The organism is Dysgonomonas sp., assembly GCF_035323175.1.
GTDB lineage: Bacteria > Bacteroidota > Bacteroidia > Bacteroidales > Dysgonomonadaceae > Dysgonomonas.
Window position 1 is genome coordinate 1 of sequence record NZ_DAOKYH010000027.1, and the last position, 21,881, is coordinate 21,881.

The 21,881-nt window shown below is 36.7% G+C and carries 21 protein-coding genes; 2 read left to right on the forward strand and 19 right to left on the reverse strand.

Annotated elements, in window-relative coordinates; all coding sequences use genetic code 11:
* From PKC55_RS17045 to PKC55_RS17055, 3 genes are all read right to left on the reverse strand, one after another.
* Nucleotides 1–431 (reverse strand): STN domain-containing protein (locus PKC55_RS17045; protein WP_324373598.1); only part of this gene is annotated, 431 nt, incomplete at its 3' end.
* Nucleotides 432–544: 113 nt separating this feature from the next.
* The gene (locus PKC55_RS17050; protein WP_283687733.1) at nucleotides 545–1,528 is read right to left on the reverse strand and encodes a FecR family protein; all 984 of its coding nucleotides are present in this window, start codon (nucleotides 1,526–1,528) and stop codon (nucleotides 545–547) included.
* 60 nt (nucleotides 1,529–1,588) lie between these two features.
* Nucleotides 1,589–2,188, reverse strand: a complete 600-nt coding sequence (locus PKC55_RS17055) for an RNA polymerase sigma factor (RefSeq protein WP_283687734.1) — start codon at nucleotides 2,186–2,188, stop codon at nucleotides 1,589–1,591.
* Nucleotides 2,189–2,347: 159 nt separating this feature from the next.
* Here PKC55_RS17055 and PKC55_RS17060 point away from each other — a divergent pair, with 159 nt between their 5' ends.
* Nucleotides 2,348–3,139 carry a tetratricopeptide repeat protein gene (locus PKC55_RS17060; protein ID WP_291128721.1) on the forward strand — a complete coding sequence of 264 codons (792 nt, stop codon included), beginning with the start codon at nucleotides 2,348–2,350 and terminating at the stop codon, nucleotides 3,137–3,139.
* 422 nt (nucleotides 3,140–3,561) lie between these two features.
* Here PKC55_RS17060 and uvrA read toward each other — a convergent pair whose 3' ends face one another.
* From uvrA to nspC, 12 genes are all read right to left on the reverse strand, one after another.
* Entirely contained in the window at nucleotides 3,562–6,399 is a 2,838-nt protein-coding gene (gene uvrA / locus PKC55_RS17065; RefSeq protein WP_324373599.1) for an excinuclease ABC subunit UvrA, read from the reverse strand.
* Between the two features lie 41 nt (nucleotides 6,400–6,440).
* A complete protein-coding gene (locus tag PKC55_RS17070; RefSeq protein WP_135107337.1) occupies nucleotides 6,441–7,418 on the reverse strand; it encodes a lytic transglycosylase domain-containing protein in 978 nt (325 codons plus the stop codon).
* A 144-nt stretch (nucleotides 7,419–7,562) separates the two neighbouring features.
* Nucleotides 7,563–8,387, reverse strand: coding sequence for a 4-(cytidine 5'-diphospho)-2-C-methyl-D-erythritol kinase (gene ispE, locus PKC55_RS17075; protein ID WP_291129029.1), 825 nt, complete (start codon nucleotides 8,385–8,387; stop codon nucleotides 7,563–7,565).
* Between the two features lie 120 nt (nucleotides 8,388–8,507).
* The gene (locus PKC55_RS17080) at nucleotides 8,508–9,404 is read right to left on the reverse strand and encodes a diaminopimelate dehydrogenase (protein WP_291129026.1); all 897 of its coding nucleotides are present in this window, start codon (nucleotides 9,402–9,404) and stop codon (nucleotides 8,508–8,510) included.
* A 53-nt stretch (nucleotides 9,405–9,457) separates the two neighbouring features.
* The gene (locus PKC55_RS17085) at nucleotides 9,458–10,144 is read right to left on the reverse strand and encodes a DUF2461 domain-containing protein (protein WP_291129023.1); all 687 of its coding nucleotides are present in this window, start codon (nucleotides 10,142–10,144) and stop codon (nucleotides 9,458–9,460) included.
* 102 nt (nucleotides 10,145–10,246) lie between these two features.
* A complete protein-coding gene (gene glmM, locus PKC55_RS17090) occupies nucleotides 10,247–11,632 on the reverse strand; it encodes a phosphoglucosamine mutase (RefSeq protein WP_291129021.1) in 1,386 nt (461 codons plus the stop codon).
* A gap of 33 nt (nucleotides 11,633–11,665) precedes the next feature.
* Entirely contained in the window at nucleotides 11,666–12,283 is a 618-nt protein-coding gene (bamK, locus tag PKC55_RS17095; protein ID WP_252639099.1) for a beta-barrel assembly machine lipoprotein BamK, read from the reverse strand.
* Nucleotides 12,284–12,294: 11 nt separating this feature from the next.
* On the reverse strand, nucleotides 12,295–13,341 hold the full coding sequence (locus PKC55_RS17100) for a DHH family phosphoesterase (RefSeq protein ID WP_252639098.1): 1,047 nt from the start codon (nucleotides 13,339–13,341) through the stop codon (nucleotides 12,295–12,297).
* 45 nt (nucleotides 13,342–13,386) lie between these two features.
* On the reverse strand, nucleotides 13,387–15,360 hold the full coding sequence (locus PKC55_RS17105) for a ComEC/Rec2 family competence protein (RefSeq protein ID WP_291129020.1): 1,974 nt from the start codon (nucleotides 15,358–15,360) through the stop codon (nucleotides 13,387–13,389).
* A gap of 33 nt (nucleotides 15,361–15,393) precedes the next feature.
* Entirely contained in the window at nucleotides 15,394–16,044 is a 651-nt protein-coding gene (gene rpe, locus PKC55_RS17110; RefSeq protein ID WP_291129018.1) for a ribulose-phosphate 3-epimerase, read from the reverse strand.
* Between the two features lie 135 nt (nucleotides 16,045–16,179).
* Nucleotides 16,180–16,341, reverse strand: coding sequence for a hypothetical protein (locus PKC55_RS17115; protein WP_006844154.1), 162 nt, complete (start codon nucleotides 16,339–16,341; stop codon nucleotides 16,180–16,182).
* 83 nt (nucleotides 16,342–16,424) lie between these two features.
* Nucleotides 16,425–17,567, reverse strand: coding sequence for a carboxynorspermidine decarboxylase (gene nspC / locus PKC55_RS17120; RefSeq protein ID WP_291129015.1), 1,143 nt, complete (start codon nucleotides 17,565–17,567; stop codon nucleotides 16,425–16,427).
* Nucleotides 17,568–17,787: 220 nt separating this feature from the next.
* Between nspC and PKC55_RS17125 the strand changes: the two genes are divergently transcribed.
* Entirely contained in the window at nucleotides 17,788–18,429 is a 642-nt protein-coding gene (locus tag PKC55_RS17125; RefSeq protein ID WP_324373600.1) for a thiamine diphosphokinase, read from the forward strand.
* Nucleotides 18,430–18,442: 13 nt separating this feature from the next.
* Here the strand turns inward: PKC55_RS17125 and PKC55_RS17130 are convergent, their stop codons facing one another.
* From PKC55_RS17130 to PKC55_RS17145, 4 genes are all read right to left on the reverse strand, one after another.
* Complete coding sequence (locus PKC55_RS17130) at nucleotides 18,443–18,883, reverse strand: SufE family protein (protein ID WP_006844157.1); 441 nt, start codon at nucleotides 18,881–18,883, stop codon at nucleotides 18,443–18,445.
* A gap of 13 nt (nucleotides 18,884–18,896) precedes the next feature.
* Nucleotides 18,897–19,892, reverse strand: a complete 996-nt coding sequence (locus tag PKC55_RS17135) for a M28 family peptidase (protein ID WP_291129162.1) — start codon at nucleotides 19,890–19,892, stop codon at nucleotides 18,897–18,899.
* 171 nt (nucleotides 19,893–20,063) lie between these two features.
* Complete coding sequence (locus tag PKC55_RS17140) at nucleotides 20,064–20,741, reverse strand: bacteriophage terminase small subunit (RefSeq protein WP_291129159.1); 678 nt, start codon at nucleotides 20,739–20,741, stop codon at nucleotides 20,064–20,066.
* 74 nt (nucleotides 20,742–20,815) lie between these two features.
* Complete coding sequence (locus PKC55_RS17145) at nucleotides 20,816–21,862, reverse strand: EFR1 family ferrodoxin (protein ID WP_291129157.1); 1,047 nt, start codon at nucleotides 21,860–21,862, stop codon at nucleotides 20,816–20,818.
* Nucleotides 21,863–21,881: the final 19 nt, after the last annotated feature.

The following is a 21,881-nucleotide window of genomic DNA, read 5'->3' on the forward strand; positions in this document are numbered from 1 at the left end:
CCTGTCATCGTTCCATTTGTTGTGCCTTTTTCTGACACGCTGGCACCAATCAAAGGTTCTCCGGCCTCATCTAGGGCAATTCCTTTTACTGTAATTTTTTGAGTTTGTTGTGTTGTCTTGGGATCCTGATTAACGTCTTTCTTTTCAGAAAGGAGGATTTTCTTATCTCTTATTTCGTAAGAGATGCTTGTTCCAGAAAAAACTTTCTGCAACACTTGAGGCAAGTCTGTGTTTGTTACCTCAATGCTTACAATTCTATCGGTATTGACTACAGGCTGGCTATATGCAAAAGTATAACCTGTCTGTTCGGCAATTGTTGATAAAACTTTTTCCAGCTTCGCCTGCTGAAGATTCATAGTTACCTTTTGTGCAGACACTGTTATCGTCGTACACAGAAACATAACCAGAAAAGCTAAAATTACACGTTTCATAGTTTACATTTTTTAAGGTTAAAAAATAGGTCCTTTACATAATAGACCCACAAGGATAAAAAAAGTATGACTAGGAAATGTATTTTTTTTATGATTTTATTTTAGTAGGGCTATTACATACTGACAATCACAGTATTTCCATCAAGTGTAAATTTTACAGGAGAGATCTTTTCTAGGTCTTTTAAAATTTTTTCTAATGATACGTTCTCCGAAACAATGGTATATGAGTAAATATAAGCTCGCCTGTCTTCTACTGTAAAAGAAACATTATACCAACGTTCGAGATCTGCAATAACATCTTTTAGAGGTGTATCTTTAAATGCGAGAATATCTTTTTTCCATAACGAAACAAAACCTGTATCTTCATTTTTCGTAATTCTACATTCTCCAGTTTTTCGATCATAAGCAAGTTTTTCTCCCGGCTTTATATAATATTGTCCTTTTGTAAAAGGGATAAGACTTATATTACCATTATCCAAAGCTAAATATATTAGGTTACTGGTAGAATATGCCTTAACATTGAACTCTGTACCATAAACCTTTACCATATCATCATCTATTTGTACAATAAAAGGTCTGTCGGGGTTTTTATCTACTGTAAAATAGGCTTCTCCGTTCAAAAAAACTTTTCTGTCAAACAAACTAAATTTTTTAGGGTAACGCAAATGAGTATCCGAATTCAGATAAGCTTTTGTACCATCTTGAAACATAACCTGTAACCGCTCACCTTTAGGTACATATACATCAACATACTCTGTTTTACCAAAAAGATCTACTTTTTTATTAACCTGCCACCCCAATCCGAGCAACAAAATAAATGGTATGACAATAGCAGCTACTCGGTACATTGTACGACGCAGTTTTCGTCGCCTTTCCCTGGCAAGTATTTCATTAAACATTTTATCTGATGGAATTTCATGATCAACAAAAAGCTCTTCATAGCCTTCTTTTGCATTAAAAGAACGCATATCCATCTCATGAGACAGATACATTTGTCCTTCCTCGGTAGCAAACCATTCTACTACCGTTGCAGTTTCCTCGAGTGTTGCAATACCATCAACAACTTTTCTGATCGTTTCTTCAGATGGTCTTTCCATTTTTAATACGAATTATAATATAGTATGTTAGTATTTTCATATATTATTGACACACATAGCCTATGAAAGAATGATAAATAAAATACTTATTAACATTTTTCCTAAGTGGGCTCTTAAAAGTTTAATTGACTGCGCATAGTGAGTCTTTACCGTATGGATAGAAATTTGCATTTTATCAGCAATTTCTTGATTCGATAAATCGCCTTCCATTTTTAATAAACATACTTGTCTTTTCTGTAGAGGCAACATCTCCAATGCTTTTCTGAAAAGCATCATTAATTCTTTTTGCTCAATAATATCGAATAGATTATCCTCGTAAGATTCTACAGATAAAGCTAACTCATAATTCTTTTTTATAGCAGTATTATTATCTCTGATCTGGTTTAGTATATAGTTCTTCGTTATGGTATAAAGAAAATTCTTTAGGCTGACTTTAATCTTAATATCCTTACGAAATTCCCATAATTTAGAAAAAACATGCTGAATGGCATCCTCCGACATATCTCTATCTTTCAGATATGTATAAGCTAATAGATACAATTGTTTATGATATCTATTATATACGATAGTAAAAGCCTCCTTATTGCTTTTCTGTATCAAAAAGAATAAGTCAGAATCGTCCATCTGTTGATCTATACGCGCATGTAGTTTTAGAGACATACTGAATTAAGAAAGGTTAACGATACAAATCTACTAATTTTATATATTCAAGACCAAAAAGCTCAATAGCTTTTGGCTGAAAGTTTCTATAATTGATCTTTTTATCTAAATTTGCAAAAGAAGCCGCTTAAAACTGTATCAACACTTTATTTATTTAAAATGAGGATTATATATATATCATCTTTGTCTTTATTGTTTACCTCGTGTAACTCGTCTTGGTTTGTAAATATAGGCATAATTGGCATTATGGCAATGTTCGGGATTATGTTATTATCATTTGCGTTAATGTTTTTCTTGATAGCACGCCGAAAAAAGAAAGGAGAAAAGAGCTTAGTTAAATTTAATAATGACCTATATTTTGCATTAAAAAAGTTAGACACTCCTCAACAGAAGGTAGACATGCTAAGTACCCTCATCGAACGAATAAATAATGATGAGAAATATAAAAAAGATACCGAATGGCGGAATAAGGTGTTACTGAAAACATATGTACACCTTGCTACAGCATATTATCAGATGGGAGATGAAATGCGAACATTGAATGTATGCTCCGATATTATAGACCTCGATCCCAAAGACGCAATGTCATACTACAACCGAGGCTCAATATACAGCAATATGGGACTATACGATAAAGCCTTACAAGATCTGGATAAAACGATCGACTTACAGCCCGATTATGCCAGTGCGTACAACAATCGCGGGTTAGTATACGAAAAACTTGAATATTACGACAAAGCCATACTTGACTATAACAAAGCCTTAAAGCTTGAAAATTCAGCAATAGCTTATTATAATAGAGGAAATACTTACTATGAAATGGAAGAATACAATAAGGCTCTACAAGATTACCAAACTGTAATAGAAATGTTAAATGATAACGATGATTCAGATCTAAGAAAAGAGGTAGAAACAAGCATTAAGATTGTAAAAAGCAAAATAGACCAATAAATAAGTATTGGCCAACAACTTACCTTCACAATTCAGATAAATAAATATAGATATAATCTTTTCTATAAGAACTAGGATTATGCTGTAGATTCGTTCTGCGCAAAAGAAAGTCCGCGAAATCACCTTCGCAGACTTCCCAACCTTAACACAAACTTTACAAAACTACACAATAGAGTTGATTGCAGCCTGATTACTTGGTTCAAATGTATTTCAGGAACCAACTCTGTGTTTCTTTATATTGTATTTTTGATTGTAAATAACAAAGCGATCCTTCATTATTGAAGCGGTAATTTCACCTGACTCGATTGTATTTATCTCAAAAACGAATATTATCTCTATTTGCTCAGCAAAGATAGTAAATTTTACACATTAACAATAGATAATATCTATTTTTTTTTCAAAATTAATCCTATTTTGAGATTTTACTTGCTTATTTCCTTTCTCAAGTATTCAGAAGTAAAGCTATTACCCTTTTTTACAATATCTTCGGGTTTCCCATAACCAACCACAGTTCCACCTCCAATTCCACCATCAGGTCCCATATCGATGATGTAATCTGCACTTTTTATTATATCTTGATTATGTTCTATAACGATTATTGTATTTCCTCTGTCAACAAGCTTATTAAGTACTCCGAGTAAAACCCGTATATCCTCAAAATGCAGGCCGGTAGTAGGTTCATCCAATATATAGATGGTATTCCCTGTATCTGTACGGGCTAGTTCGGTTGCAAGTTTAACACGTTGAGATTCCCCACCGGACAATGTGGTTGAAGGTTGTCCAAGTTTTAGATACCCAAGTCCCACTTCTTGCAGTACTTTAATCTTATGTAGTATATTAGGAACATTCTCAAAGAACTCTACAGCCATATTGATGGTCATATCCAAAACATCAGCTATTGATTTCCCCTTGAATCGCACCTCTAGCGTTTCTCTATTGTAACGTTTGCCATGACATTCTTCACATTGCACATATACATCCGGTAAGAAATTCATTGCGATGGTTTTATAACCGTTACCGCCACAGACTTCGCAACGACCGCCTTTCACATTAAAAGAGAAACGTCCGGCTTTATAGCCTCTTATTTTGGATTCGGGAAGATTGACGAATAAATTTCTTATATCTGAAAAAACGCCCGTATAGGTTGCAGGATTCGAACGTGGTGTACGTCCTATCGGCGATTGATCTACACTTATCACCTTATCTACAAGATCTATCCCTTCAAGCGTCTTATAAGGCAATGGATCAGCCAAAGAGCGATACAAGTGTTGACTCAGAATAGGGAGCAATGTCCCATTTACAAGACTCGATTTTCCACTCCCCGAAACACCCGTTACACAAATAAATGTATTTAAGGGAAATGAAACATCCACTCCCTTAAGGTTATGTCCGGTTGCACCTTTCAATGTAATCTTCTTTCCATTGCCTTTGCGTCTATTCTTAGGTATCTCAATTTCAAGCTTACCATTCAGGTAATTAGCTGTCATTGTATTGGTTTTGAGCATATCGTCGGGAGTACCTGCAAAAACAACCTTCCCTCCTCGCCTACCGGCATAAGGCCCCATATCTACAATATAGTCAGCTTCCAGCATTATGTCTTTGTCATGCTCTACTACAATAACAGAGTTGCCTGTATCACGTAACTTTTTCAAAGAATCTATCAGCCTTGTATTATCTCTCTGATGAAGTCCGATACTAGGCTCGTCGAGTATATAAAGCACATTTACAAGCTGAGAACCGATCTGTGTAGCCAAGCGTATACGTTGACTTTCACCTCCCGAAAGAGATACGGATGGACGATTTAGAGATAAATAATTAAGACCGACATCTAATAAAAAAGACAAGCGGGATACGATCTCCTTCTTTATTTCTCCGGCAATCAGCTTTTGCCTTTCAGAGATATGTACATCCATATCTTGTATCCATTCGAAGAGATGCTGAATATCCATCTCAGCAAGATCGGCAATATTCTTATCATTTATTTTGTAATGAAGAGCTTCTTTACTCAATCGTTGTCCATTACAGTCGGGACAAACATCTGTTTTGATAAACTGTTCTGCCCACTTTTGTGCCGAAGCAGAAGAATCACTATCCTGCTGCATTTCGATATATTTGGCAACACCCTCAAAAGCGACTACATAATTAGAACTTCCTAAAGACTCGTTCTTAATTTGCAAACGCTCTTCTGTTCCAAACATGATTTCATCTATTGCTTCCTCAGGAACATCTTTTATTGGTGTCTTAATCGTAACACCATACTTCTCACAGATAGCCTCTATCTGCCAGAAGAATAATGAGTTTTTATATTTTCCTAATGGAGCTATACCTCCCGCATAGATACTCAATTGTGGTTTCGGCACAATCTTTTCCATATCTATTTTATTCACTACTCCCAATCCCTTGCAACGAGGACAAGCGCCATGTGGCGAGTTAAAAGAGAATGAATGCGGAGCAGGATCACTATAAGATAACCCTGTAGACGGACACATCAATTGGCGGCTAAAATGCCTTACCTCCCCTGTATCTACGTCCTGTATCATAATCAGCCCATCGCCTTGCTTCATTGCTGTGCGCAAGCTTGTTTTGAGATTATCAGCAAATTTATTGGAAACAACCAACTTATCAATCAGGATTTCTACACTGTGCATCTTGTATCTATCAAGACGCATACCGGGTATAATTTCACGAATTGCACCATCCACACGTACTGTCAGATAACCTTTTTTATTTATTTGCTCAAACAACTCCTTGTAGTGACCTTTTCTGTTACGAACAACGGGGGCAAGCAAATATACTTTCTTCCCGATATAACGCTCAAGAATAAGCTCTAAAATTTGGTCTTCGGTATATTTAACCATTTTCTCTCCGGTGAGATAAGAATAGGCTTCTCCCGCACGAGCATATAATAGGCGAAGAAAGTCGTAGATTTCGGTAGTTGTTCCTACAGTCGATCGTGGGTTACGATTTGTTGTTTTCTGTTCTATAGATATTACCGGACTCAGACCTGTAATTTTATCTACATCAGGTCTCTCCATCCCCCCCAAGAAGTTACGGGCATAAGCCGAAAACGTTTCTATATAACGTCTTTGGCCTTCTGCAAAAATAGTATCGAACGCTAATGATGATTTGCCACTTCCACTGAGTCCTGTAATCACAACAAGTGAATCTCGTGGAATTTCTACATCAATATTTTTAAGATTATGAACACGTGCGCCATATACATTTATGACGTCTTTTTCTTCGGGTATAGTTGTCTCCATCAAATTTCCAAACGCTCCTTGTCTAATTATGCATATTTTAATTAGTCATGCGAAATCCATGCTTTATCATGGACTCTTACCTTACTACCTTTCTTGTAGTACAATGATTCCTGTGTAGGAATAAGAATTGTATATGAACTTTGGCTTTTAGCCGAAATTGTTAATTTACGATCTCTCAGCCAGCTATTAAAATCTTTCAATTGTGCATATGTCAACCCTTTTTCTTTTGCAAAAGATGCCAGATCAGGAATCGATTCTGTTACTTCAACTTTTGTAAATTCAATCGGTTTGTACAGATCTTTTTCTGTGAGGATAAATCCATATTTAGAAGGATTTTCAAATAGCAACTTTATAGCCAACATTCGAAAATAATAGCGTGAAGTCTCAGAAACGAGCCACAGATCAAGACTTTCGTCAACCTGTTGTTTATCTAGCTCTCCGCTGATACGCCCCTGTCCGGCATTGTATGACATTGCCACGCTTGTCCAACTGCCATATTTATTGTAAGCTTCCTTCAGATATTTACATGCAGCCTTAGTTGATTTTTCTATCGAATATCTTTCATCCACTTCAGAAGAAACCTCCAATCCATATCCGGGTGCGGTTTTTGGCATAAACTGCCATAGTCCGGCTGCGCCGGCAGAAGATACTGCTCTATGGTCTAAACTACTTTCTATTACCGCCAGATATTTAAAATCTTCAGGAATTCCATTTTCTTTTAAAATCGGCTCAATAATAGGAAAATATCGATTCGCTCTTTTTATAAGTAATAACGTCGTCGAATGTAAATATGTAAATCCGTTTATCTCTCTATCAAATCTCTCATGAAGATCGTATCGGTCAAGCTTTATCTCCTCCCCTGCAAAATCAACCTTCTCGGGAATGTCTATAGATTTCGTCATAGATAAGACATAAGGAACTTTAGACTCTGTTTCGCTATGGCTATTATTCGACAATAACACAAAAGCTAAAACACAGACACAAACAACTGGAATAGTGAACAATAATACTCTCTTCATTTATCGCTAGTTTTGTAATATTTCATTAAAAAAATAGCTATCAAAGGTACAATTTTATTTCTGGAAGTAAAAGTCCGACAAACATTGCTTATCTATAATTTATCTTAAAGCAGCATTTTTTGAGCATCACAGCCCTTCCTGTTTTTAGTATTCGAATTTTCCTTGTTGACAAAAACAGTCCTTATAAACAGATTCCAGGTCCTCAACTTGTTCAGTGAAAATACCATAAACGGATGAACCTGAACCCGACATTGAAGCATACAGCGCACCCTGTCGGTACAAACTATTCTTTATATCGCCTATAGCCGGATATTTAGCAAACACACTTTCCTCAAAATCATTCTCCATCAAACCTCGCCATTCTGCAACAGGTAATTTTACGATTTCCTTCAGAGACTGTTTTGGTTGTTTTGGTGAAATCAAAGCGAAAGCATCTTTTGTAGGTACATGTATCTCAGGCTTTATCAGTACAAAATAATAGTTTTTAAGAGACAATTCAATCTTTTCGAAAACTTCACCTATTCCTGTGGCAAATACGGGATGATTATATATAAAAAAGGGACAGTCGGCTCCAAGTTGGACAGCCAATCTGATTAGTTCCCCATCAGACGCATTCAACTGAAAAGTTTGATTCAACAGCTTAAGCATAAACGATGCATCAGCTGATCCTCCACCCAAGCCTGCACCAAACGGTATTTTCTTTAATAAATGAACTTCCACAAATGGAAAATCATAATGTTTTCGCATTAAGGACAATGCCCTCATCACCAAATTTGTTCCGGGTGATGCATCAACCTTAATTCCTGATTCGAAAAAAGTATCCTTCCCTTGCTCATCTTTTACAATAATTTCAAGAGCATCTTTTATCGTTAAAGGATAAAAAACTGTTTCAAGGTTGTGATATCCATCAGGTCTCTTGGATACTATATTCAACCCTAAATTTATTTTTGCATTGGGAAAGGTTATCATATTTCTGTTTTGAGTATAAGTCTAATGATTTTTGATAGTCTGCCTCAGAAGCAAAACTTCTGTGTATAATAAGAATAAACGAAGTCTTTACTTTTGAGACAGATTTTTTTGATATAATTATTACACCAGTTTTTTTATTAAAGCCTCTTTATCTCCATATATATAGTCGATAACAGGAACCTCTATCATTGTATAAGCTCCCGGCGCTTGTTTCATTGTAGCCCTAGCCGAAGCAACTAGTACCTGAGCTGTTAAAGCAGGATTGTTGATCTTCATATTAAAGTCTAAGAGCTGATTCTGAGTTGCACCCGACACGCCTTTACGAACCATATTCACTCCATGTCCCATATCTTTCAAGTTGTCTACATTTTCAACCTGCATCACATGTGTTTCATCATGTGTAAAATAGTCATCGCTTTTTATTGCTGCCGCTACATCAGCAAAGTTATAGCCTTCTTCGACCTCAATATATACCATACGACGATGAATACTAGTACCCAGTGGAATAGTCATCGACAATGCTGCCTTTACTCCCTTAATAGCTTTTACGGCAACAGTATGTCCCATACTCATACCCGGACCGAAATTAGTATATGTTACGCCTTTGGGTGCCATAAACTCAAACATGGAACGGATCATAGAATCTGTACCGGGGTCCCATCCTGCTGATATGATAGATACGGTATTATTTGCTTTGGCCACAGCATCCAGCTCACGGCGTAAATTTACAATACCACCGTGTATGTCATAACTATCTACCGTATTGATACCCAATGCAAGGCACTCTTTAGCATATTCTTCAACGCTGCGAGTGGGAGTGCAAAGCACAGCCACATTCACGTCTTTTAGTTCTTTTATTGATTTTACGACCTGATACTTTTTTAGTTCATCAGGCACATTTGATGGATCACGACGGACAATACCGGCCACCTCAAAATCGGGTGAAGTAATAATTGCATCCAATACATACTGTCCAATATTTCCGTAACCGACAATAGCTGCTCTAATTTTATTCATTGATATTGATTTATATTTGTTAGATTTATAACTATAATTTTTTATTAATCAGACTATATCTGAGTGGCTTCCTTCATAAAGTTGTACAGCCATTCCATAGCATGAAAATCGTCTTTTATCAAATTGGCAAAATCAGGAGAAAACAATTCCTCTCCTACAGGTTGAGTCTTACTTACCCATATTCCTTTGCGTTGTATCCATGGTTGGAAATACTCGGGTAGATCATTAGGTATAGGTCGCTTATATTCCTCGCCATTTATTACATATCCCCGATCTAATACAGAAGCTTGAGTTACTCGCTGAAACTCCTCAGCATCATAAGTAACCTCGTCTCGGAAAGCATCCATTACTTTTTTCTTTGGCTGAAACAGCCCTAAGCCAAGCGTATATCCGGTAGCCGATATCTCCATAAAGTATCCCGGATAGTCTTTCCATATATCGTTTGTTACGGGGATCTGAAAAGCCATCCACATAAAATCTTTATAGGGATCTTTATTCTTCGAAAAACGTGTATCTCTATATATCCTCGATAGGCATCGGTGGGGGCGTAATTCAAAAGACTGATCGATATTATGCATTGCGGGAGACAAAGCTGTAACCAATGCCTTTAATGGATTCAACAGCTCTTTCTCATATACATGTTTATTCTCATCAAACCATTCTTTATAGTTGTTCTCTTTCAGGTCTTTGAGAAACTGAAAAGTATTTGGAGTAAAGCCTTTGAATGTTAATTCTTTCATATCTACATTAATCCTTTATATATGATAATTTTTTATTCCTAAATATAAAGGTAAAAAAATAGCAGCTTTTTACAAAACTGCTATTCTTTATTTATTCTATTTTTATTTTGCAAGTTGCATTATAACAGCCATTACCTCAGCTCCGATATCCTCTGCCTCTTTCATCGAATGAGCTTCAGAATACACCCGGATAATAGGTTCGGTATTCGACTTGCGAAGGTGCACCCATTTGTCTGGGAAATCTATTTTCACACCATCTATATCTGTTACATCATATTGAACATATTTTTCTTTAACAGCTTTCAGTATAGCATCTACATCGATACTTGGCGTTAGCTGTACCTTCTGTTTTGCTATAAAATATTCGGGATATGATGCACGTATTTCACTTACTTTTTTCTTCTCGTGTGCCAAATGAGAAAGGAACAATGCAATACCTACTAAAGAGTCACGTCCATAGTGGCTTGCAGGATAGATAACACCACCATTTCCTTCTCCTCCAATCACGGCATTGGTAGCCTTCATCAGCGTAGTTACATTCACCTCTCCTACTGCAGAAGCATTGTATTCACAACCGTATTTACGGGTTACATCACGCAAAGCACGGCTAGAGCTCAGATTGGATACAGTATTTCCCGGAGTATGTTTCAATACATAGTCTGCAACAGCAACGAGCGTATATTCTTCTCCAAAAAACTCTCCGTTCTCGCATACAATAGCTAAACGGTCTACATCCGGATCTACAACAAAGCCCACATCAGAAGGTGTGGTCTTCACCATTGTAAATATATCTTTGAGATGCTCTGGCAGAGGCTCAGGATTATGCGGAAAATCACCATTCGGTGTGCAGTAAAGTTCATTGACTCTATTTACTCCCAAAGCTTTTAATAGTTTAGGCAGCACAATTCCTCCCACAGAGTTTACACAATCGATAGCTACTTCAAAGTCTGCGGCTTTAATGGCATCTACGTCTACAAGCTCTAAATCTAAAACCGCCTGTATATGTTTATCTGTATAGTCTTTTTCCGTAAGCGTACCAACATGATCTATATGTGCATAATCAAAATCTTCGGCCTCAGCTATAAGAAGAACCTCTTCTCCTTCTTTAGCATTTAAGAATTCTCCTTTTTCATTCAGAAGCTTCAATGCATTCCATTGTTTTGGGTTATGGCTGGCTGTGAGTATAATTCCACCACATGCTTTTTCCATTGTTACGGCAAGCTCAGTAGTAGGTGTTGTAGCCAAACCAATATTAACGACATCAAAACCCATCCCCATAAGAGTTCCGGTAACAATCTGTTCCATCATCTTACCAGAGATACGGGCATCGCGTCCAACAACTATTTTGTTCGAATCATTATTCTTACTTTCTCTAATGAAAGTTGCATAGGCTGATACAAATTTCACAGTATCTAAAGGGTTTAATCCATCGCCGACTCTACCGCCAATGGTTCCTCTAATTCCTGAAATAGATTTAATTAAGGTCATTTTTATTATATTAATGTAGTAACTGTCTAAAACTTATTTTGCATCAGGTACAATTGTATATTTCAGACGTCCAAAATATATCGGCTCGTACGATCCTGATTGCTGATAATAAGATCCATTTGAAAAAGGAACAATTAAACTTACCTGTGCCTGATTTCCCAGATTATAACTTAGAGGTAAAGCGCATCCCGGTGAAAGGAAATAATACATATAATATTCACTAGACAAGCTATAGATATAGTTGGTGTTACTAAATAAGTAAGAACTGGTATTTCCGTAATCCATGTACATATATGCAAATTCAGTAACCCCTTGAATATCATTCGTAATTAAAGTATCCGGGTTTGTTTGCAGCATTTTTGTATCATAAAATCGCATGGTCACATAGTCGCCTAATTTGATCTTGTCTTTTGTTCCCGAATCAATCACATGAATGTAAATACCTGTATTAGGGTCTTTGAAATATTCTTTATCTTTAAAAACTCTGGTTTCGGGATATTTATTAATCACCTTTATACCCGATGTATCGATAAAGCGATTGATTGTTTTCTCTTCTTTCTTTAACTTATCGGCATAAGTCTCGCTTCCACATGCAACAAATATGATAGCAAATCCGATAAAAGCAAATATAACACCAATGATTTTTTTCATTTATATTTATGTTATTTAGTAAGTATATTATTCTTTTTCAATAAGTCACCAAATTCGGGCAAGGCCTTTTCAAATATTGCAATAGCCTCATCCATTGTTCCGTAAAACTCTCCTCCCGCTGCATTCAGGTGACCACCACCGTTAAAACATTTAGAAGCAAATTGATTGCTAGGAAAGTCTCCTTGTGAACGAAACGAAATTTTTATAAAATCATTGTCTTCACGAATAAAAACTGAAAAAATAATTCCTTTTATATTCAACGGCAAATTTGCAAACCCCTCAGTATCTCCTTTTTTTACATTGTATCGACTTTGTTCCTCATTCGTCAGCCAAATGAGAGCTGAGTTATATTCAGGATAAACCTTCATTTTCTCACTTAATGTATATCCTAACATGCGATAACGATCTTCGGTATAGTTATGATATACATTCGAATATATCTGATCTTTATTTATTCCTTTTTTCAGTAATTCTCCTATGATATAATATATTTCAATATTATTGGAGTTGTAAGTAAATGCTCCTGTATCGGTCATCATACCGGTATAAATAGCAGTAGCAGTATTGTAACTCATCACTTCAAAATCGCCCATACGGCAGATCAAACGAAACACGAGTTCGCTAGTAGATGATATTTCAGGGTATGAAATCATTACATCACAGAACTCTGTTGGATCAGGGTGATGATCTATCAAGACTTTCTTTCCCTTAGCAGCCTCAATAAATGGAGCCAAATGGTGTGACCGCTTTGGCACATTAAAGTCGAGACAAAAGATAAGCTCAGCCTCTGCTATAAGCTTTTGAGCATATTCGGGATATTTTTCATAATCAAAAATATCCTTCGCTCCGGGTATCCATTTCAAAAAATCAGGAAATGAATTAGGAACTATAATATTTACATCATTACCCAAGTCATTCAAATAATGGTACAAACCAAGAGAAGATCCAATAGCATCTCCATCAGGAGAAACATGGGTAACTATTACAATTTTGTCATATTGATCGAGTAGCTCTTCTACCGCTGTTATCTTCTGACTAGCTATTATTTTCGATATCATTTACAAGAACTCCTTATTCTAATTAAAATACAAACAACAAAAGTACTAAAAAATCAAACTAAATGCACCACTTTGAGTTACATCATGATAAGGAATATTTAGTTTTTGACATTCTTTAGCTAGTCGGTGCCTAGTATATCTTGATAATGAAGTATCTAAAACTACATTTTCTATCCAAAAGAGCTGAGTTAAAGAATATAAAGAGAAACTGTTACTGTGAGTAAGCACCAAATTGTTAACCTTAAATCTTTCTTCTGTAGCCTGCTCTTTCCAGTTATCAGAAGACAAAATCAGCATATTGTTTACTTTATAACCAATGTATATATAGCCACTCGTGGTATCACCCGGTAGGATATCTGTTTGAACCCCAGACTTACTCCATTTTATCTCTGAAGCCTGACTTCTATTATAAACAGTTATCACTTCTGTATTATCAACGGCCTTGCTGTGAATATGACTCGTAAGCAATATCAATATGGCGGTTAAGCCTATAATTAAAGCCTTCGATTTCTTATATATAAGGAAAGCCAATATCCCGATTATCATCGTAAAGATCAACAACAAGTCGACAAAGGAAACTTTTACATTTTGCAAAAGAGCAAAGGGTAATTGTTCAAATAAATGAATTGCGTAGGTCATAAAACTAATTAATACCTGTAAAAGTTTCACCGGAAGATAGTATAAGTAATAACTAAAATCAGAGAATACAAAACTCAACACCTTTGCAAAGACAATTCCTCCCGCAGCATACATAATCAAAGAAACGACAGGGACTATAATCAGATTGGCAATAAAGAAATATGTAGGGAACGTTCCGAAATAGTAAAGGCAAATAGGAAACGTAGCCAACTGCGCAACAACTGAAAGAGCAAACATCTGCCAGATATATCTTATATACTTATTCTTTATCTTAATCAGACCCGACATCTTTGGGTGAAGATATAAAATAGAGAGTACGGACATGAAACTTAATTGCAGCCCAATATCAAACAAAGAGAAAGGGTTGACTAAAAGCATAAAGAATGCAGCGATGAACAAGGCGTGAATAGAAAAGCTTTTTCGCCTAACTATTTCCGATACACAAAACACACTTAACATTGCGCTTGCCCTAACTACCGAAGGAGGCAAACCCGTAATAAAAGCATACCCCCATAATAAAAGAATTATAAGGACTGGCTTTATCCAATAGTACTTTGAATTTCGATGAACAAAGCCCAGTAGGAAGGTCATCATTACATAAATAATACCAACATGCAATCCGCTCACGGATAAAACATGTACGGTTCCCGTCGTCCTGAATCCTTGTTTCAGATCATCACTCAATTCATTCTGATAGCCAAGAGTCAACGCGAACAGAACAGCATACTCTGTCTCTTTCAGATCCAAAGCCTTATAGAAATCGAGAATAGCTTGCCTGCAACGTAAAGCTTGATACTTAAAGTTAGATGAGACTTCTCCTGTCCTTTTATAAGCATCTGATGAGACATAAACAGAACCTACAAAGTTCTGATTGTACATATACCTGACATAATCAAAATCATTCGGATTACCCATATTTCGGAAGGGCTGAATCTCGCCATAAAAAAGGAACTCATCCCCCGGGTTCAATCGATCAGAAATTAACGAATTTCTTTGAAAATAACAGACAACCTGCCTATCTTCATCGGGTAAAAGCACCCGATATGCAACAGTCTTGACTTTCTCTTGAGGAGAGTCTGTTACAATACCTCTATAAAGGTTTTTTGTCCCCGAAAAAGTATATTCAGATAAGTACTGACGATGCGCTGTAGAGAAAGCTCCTATTCCGACAGTTGCTAAAACTACGCCCAAACCAAAGAGCCAACGTAAAGAAAATCGCCGATCTTTTGGCACAAAGTATGACAAAAGCATAGCCATAGTTCCTGACAGGAAAAAGACTATGCTTATATATTCGTTCTTAAAATAGTACTGAAACAGGATACCTACAATCAGCGAGAGCAAGAAGAAAAGGAATGGTATTTTCGACAATGGATTTCTCATTCCACAGCACCTGTTAATACTACATGAAGTCTATTACAGACTTTTCAGTTTGTGAATCATTTCTGTCGGGTTGGCATCAGCAAACACAGCATTCCCGGCAACCAAAACATCTGCTCCGGCATCAACCAAGCGTTTTCCCGTTTCCAAATTTACACCTCCATCTACTTCGATAAGAGTATGTAACCCTCGTCTTACAATCAGATCTTTAAGACAAGACACTTTATCGAGTGTGCGCTCTATAAATTTCTGACCACCAAAGCCCGGATTTACAGACATAAGCAATACCATATCCAAATCCTGAAGTATATCTTCGAGTAAACTAACAGGAGTATGAGGATTTAAAGTAACGGCAGCTTTCATCCCCGCATCGTGTATTGCTGCAACAGTTCGATGCAAGTGTACACAAGCCTCGTAATGCACATTCATCATATAAGCACCCGCATCCTTTACAACAGGAATATACTGATCGGGGTTTACAATCATCAGATGTACATCCAATGGTTTCTTTGCCACTTTACTGATCTGCTTAATTATCGGGAAACCGAACGAGATATTTGGAACAAATGTTCCGTCCATTACATCACAATGAAACCAATCGGCTTCACTATTGTTTACCATTTCTATATCGGCTTGCAAATTAAGAAAATCAGCTGACAATAATGACGGAGCTATTTTATGGTGCATACTATTGAATTATAAGTTATAAATTTGATGTTATCATCCTTCAAAGCAAAAATACGAAAAAGAGCACAAGTGACAAAAAGAAAAAAGGTACAAACATCAAATGTCTATACCCTTTATTTTTTTCTGAGAGATTTATCAATTCACACAAAACTCATTTAGTGATCTTGGCAAAGATTTCTCAGCATAATATGTTCGTGCAAACTGTTTCAGAAAGTCCAGCGTACTTTTGGCAGGTGCGACAACCTCCCCTTCATTATCAACACTTTTGCACAGCTTATGAGTATAGTTTTTTTTCATAGGCAATTTCCTTAAATAAGTTAGTTCTATCTATGAAACGCCATCCTTAAACCTATATTGTTTATGATCTAATATTTAACATTCTAGCTCATACGAGTTTTATAATCCTCGTAACTAAATTCCCTGTAAATCTCCAACTGACCAGACTTATTCCAAAGAGCAATAGCCGGATGAGATATACCATTAAACATAGTAGTCTTCACGATTGTATAATGAATCATATCTTCGAATATAATCTTATCACCTATAAGAAGAGGTTCATCAAAAGACCATTCACCAACAAAATCACCACTCAGGCAACTACTTCCTCCCATACGATAAGTTGGCAGTCCTTCTACCGGTTCGTGATATGCACCTCTGATATGCGGTTTGTAAGGCATTTCCAAACAATCGGGCATATGGCATGCAAAAGACACATCGAGTATTGCTGTCTTAATACCCCTGTTCTCTACAATATCTACCACTGTAGAAACCAGAACTCCTGTTTGCCAAGCAAAAGCACTTCCCGGCTCCATAATAATCTCAAGATTGGGATACTTCGATTTAAAAGATTTGAGTAAGCCGATGAGATGTTCCACGTCATAATCTTTTCGAGTCATAAGGTGTCCGCCTCCCATATTAAACCACTTCACCTGCGACAATAAATGCCCAAACTTCTGCTCAATCACTTCCAGGGTTTTCTCTAAGTCGTATGACGACGATTCGCACAATGTATGGAAATGCAGTCCTTCTACACCTTCGGGTAACTTGTCACCCAACTGATCCAAAGAGATACCGAGACGCGAACCCGGAGTAGCCGGATTATATAAATCAGTCTCTACTGTAGAATATTCAGGATTGATACGTAAACCGCAAGATACTTTATGAGAATACTTCAACGTTTCAGGATAAAACCGATCGAACTGCGATAAAGAGTTGAACGTAATATGACTGCTATAACGCATGAAAAGAGGAAAATTTTCAGGTGTATATGCCGGAGAAAAAGTATGCGCCAAGCTTCCCATTTCTTCATACGCCAATTGCGCTTCATACACAGAACTTGCTGTAGAACATGGAATGTATTCTCTTATAATAGGAAACGATTTCCACATTGCAAACGCCTTGAAAGCTAATATAATATTCACTCCTGCCCTATCTTTCACCGATTTGATAAGACTGAGATTGTTTCTAAGCAATTCTTCTTCCATCACAAAGCAAGGTGACGGTACTTTATTTATTTCTATCATTTTTATTGAGTTTTTCGTCAAAAAAATTACAAGTTGCAAAGGTCGTGATTTTATTCTCGATGTTTAAATAATTTAGTATAAAAAATTAACCTCGTTCTTTACTATGATTAATCTTCCCTATAAAACATATCAGCTTTTATTTTACTTTCTTCACATCAATAAAACTTAATACTAAACTATTTACTAATTTTACCTCCTCTTATTATATGATAATTTCAGAATGAAAAAATACAACCTCCCCGATATAAACCGCTGGACAGATACTGTCATACTGGCAAATGGCAATTTCCCTTCCAATCCTTTAGCTTTATCGATACTCAACAACTGCAAGTACCTTGTATGTTGCGACGGGGCAACCAATAATCTGGCAAACACAAGCAGATTACCCGATGCAATAGTTGGTGATTGCGATTCACTCTCGGAAGAGAACCAAATACGGTTTGCTGATATTATACATAGAATACCCGAACAAGAGACCAACGACCTTACAAAAGCCGTACGATTCTGCTTGAAACAAGGAAGAAAAGAGTTGACGATACTCGGTGCAACAGGCAAACGGGAAGATCATACCATTGCCAATATAAGCCTGCTATGCGAGTATATGAATGATGCTGACGTAGAAATGATTACCAACTATGGTGTATTTAACGGAATAGGCTCCACCTCTCTTTTCGAAAGCTATAAAGGGCAGCAAGTCTCTTTGTTCTGCATAGATCAGAGTATTGTAACATCGCACAATCTTTTGTATGCTATCGAAAAGCGGATATTTACCAACTGGTGGCAAGCCACCCTGAACGAGTCTACAAGCGATGAGTTTACGATAGAAACAAACGGACGTATGATCGTTTACAGGGCTTTTTGATTATTCCCAAGCTTTAAGCTCCTACCTCTCCGATTTCCTTCGCCTTATATGCCATCGCATAAAAGCGGATTTGCTTTATCATAGACACAAGCCCGTTGGAGCGTGTCGGCGAAAGGTTTTCTTTCAGACCAATCTTCTCTATAAAGTAAAGATCGGTATTTATAATTTCATCCGGCGTACGGTTCGACAACACCTTTATCAGTAGAGCAATAATGCCTTTTACGATTACGGCATCGCTCTCCGCTTTAAGCACTATTTTACCGTCGATGTAATCTGCCTGTAGCCATACACGGCTTTGGCAACCAACAATAAGATTGTCTTCTGTCTTATTCTTATCGTCTAATTTATCCAGTGAATTTCCCAATTCTATCAATAATGCGTAACGATCCATCCAATCGTCAAACATCGAAAATTCTTCTATAATCTCGTCTTGAACTTCGTTTATTGTAGCCATTTATTCCCTCTGTTTATTTTTCCTTATATACAACCTCCAGCACTGTTTGTCCTACGGCCTTCAATGTTTCTTTACTGATATTACGCATATCATCTTTTTGTGTATGCCATGAGTGGAAGAACCCATGATCCATATCCTGACGGTAATCGATAATATCGATACTAGGTATCTTGCGAATCTGATTTACAGGAACATGATCGTCTGTTACTCCACCCACATCTTTACCAATAAAGAACTTGCCATAACTAAGCAGTCCGGCTGTTCTCCATACTTTTTCAAGTATATCTTCTGCATATTCTTTGGATATTGCTTCTCTATAAAAGGTTGCACCTTCTGCCCCAACCATATCCAATAATATCCCGAATTTAGCTTTATAGTTTGGTACATGCGGATTATTTGCCCAGTACTGAGAGCCCAAACACCATGTTTCTCCTTTAATCAAAGATTTCTCCGCAAAAGCAGGAATGCCATAATCTTCTGCATCAAAAAAGATGATGTCTACTCCCACCTCAGGAGCTTTCGACTGAAGTACTCTTGCTACCTCCATCAATACACCGACTCCACTGGCGCCGTCATTAGCACCCAGCAACGGTTTCTTAAGATTAGCCGGATCAGGATCCTGATCTGAGTACGGACGTGTGTCCCAATGGGCAAAAAGTAGCACCCTGTTTTTCTTATCTAAGCCATAAGAGGCTATTATATTGCGGGCATTAAGCTTTGTGCCATCGTATGCCGTTACAACCATCTTCTGTTCCTGAACTTGTGCTCCGAAACGCTTCATTTCAGCTACCAGATAATCGCCGCAAGCAACGTGTTCTTTAGTGTTCGGCACACGGTATCCGAATGCAACTTGTCTGTCTACATAAGCGTATGCACTATCGGCGTTGAAGTCCGGCGATACTTTCTGATACGAATCAGCCATCGTATTCGCATTTTGAGTTGTTTTACCACAAGAGCATGCTATAAAAATCAAAGACATGCATGTAATGTATATGTTTTTAATTGCCATCTTATACTAGTTTATTTTACAGAATACAATCTACAAATATAGAGATTTGTTGTGAGGTAGAGGTTTCATTTAAGAGTTTTTTCGATTAGTACCCTCACTACACTAAAACAAGCAAGGCGTCTAACTCCAAAAAGTGACAAAAGTAACACATATCATACTGTTTATATATTGTCACCCTCTGTAAAGATATCCGGGAGGTAAGACTTCACCACTCCTCTCAATCTTTACAAATTTCGGTTTAAGCTCAACTTCCGAGTTTTCATTACTTGCTTCATCACTCTCTACTGTAGAACAATCTGCTATATCTTGTGGCTTGGAGGATATACCGTCTTTTTGCGGATGTAAATCCTTGTCTTTTTTTGAGGTGTTTCCTTTCCTTAAATTCTCACGCAGTAGATTTAGATTCTCCGCTGTTTTCGGATCACGAACAACAATTGTTAAAGCAGACGGAGTGTTCTCATCTTCTTTATTGGCTTTACTATCATGACGAGAAAGTGTAAGTTTTATCACATGGGTATCAGGAGCGTATTCTTTTTGTTTTACGATCTGCGATTTTAAGACCAGCTCATCCGGATTATTTTTATCGGGAACATATATTGTTTTTGTCTCTGTAAGGGTATAACCTTCCAGTTTCCTTTTTAGTGACTTGCGAGCCAGTATAAGTAGTTTATCATCACGACGGTCTATCGCTTTTTCTATTGCTTCTCTGAATTCGGGCTTTGTATCTTTCCATTCATAAAAAGACTTTCTGCTGATTTTTAATATGCTGCATATCTCCGAGATAGAATAAGTATCTGCTTCTATCAGTGTAACAATCTTCTCTACTAGTTTTTCTGTGTACTTTGCCATATCTATTATAATAAGTTGTTTATAATAGATAATTATTTAGGAAAGTGATAAATATGTTTTAGACGGATATCTTTTCAATTTTTCTTTTGCCTCCATATAGCATCAGCAATAGATCTGTATCTTCCCCAGAATTTATAATGAGTAAGAGAGAAAAATGAGATTAGCCGTCCGGTGTATTTATTCAAAAGAAAAAGATGTTGAATCCGATAGAAAACAATCAGAAGAATAAAAAAGACGATAAAAGAAAAGACTTTTTCGACAAAAGGATAATGTAAAAAATCGGAAGATAATTTGTTTAACAGATAAGTTGCAAGTGTAGAATAGAATATACTTATAATAACAAAGAGTCCGTGAGCACTTTCTATTGCTCTTTTAGGACAAAGAGACATACATCGCATACAACTCTCACACTTCAAGAGCCAAAAAGGACGCTTGTTTAATATTTTGATTGCTTTTACAGGACATTGTTTCACACACAGCTGGCATCCATCACAAGCAGTTGAAGCATAGAATGATTTTGCAAAGGCAAAACGCCCTGCAATATAATATCCTAAAGATATAGGGGATATCAGTATATCTTGAACAATATCCCTGTATGCTACAAAAACAGAATTTCCTTCAAATATCCTGTCACAATATTTCTTCACTTTATAAAAATTAGCTTCATGCAAAAATGCTACAGCGTTCTTATTTAATGCCGGATGAATCGACATCCAATTAGAGGGCATATCGAAAGGTATTTGTCCTTTAATCTTATACCCTTTCATTTTTAGCATTATTGTTGATACAAAAAATGCGATTCCAGTCAAACCCGGTGTTACTGTTTTTCGAATCTTTAGTCCGGCTCTTGTATTCATGAGTACAATATCGTTAGAGCCTTTTGGAAATCGGCGAATAAAGTCGAGGGTTATTGGGGGATAGTTGAATCCATGTATTGGTGAAATAATAATTACCAAAGTGTCAGGATCTATGTCAATACTGTTGTGTCTTGCTGTATCTATATTCTCTAAATTGCATATTATATTCTTTTCGGCAGCAAATTCTCGAATCCAATAGGAAATCCTTTTCGCATTCCCTGTTCCCGAAAAATAATAAATCCTTATTTTTTTATATACAAGCATTCAGTATATCAGATAAGAT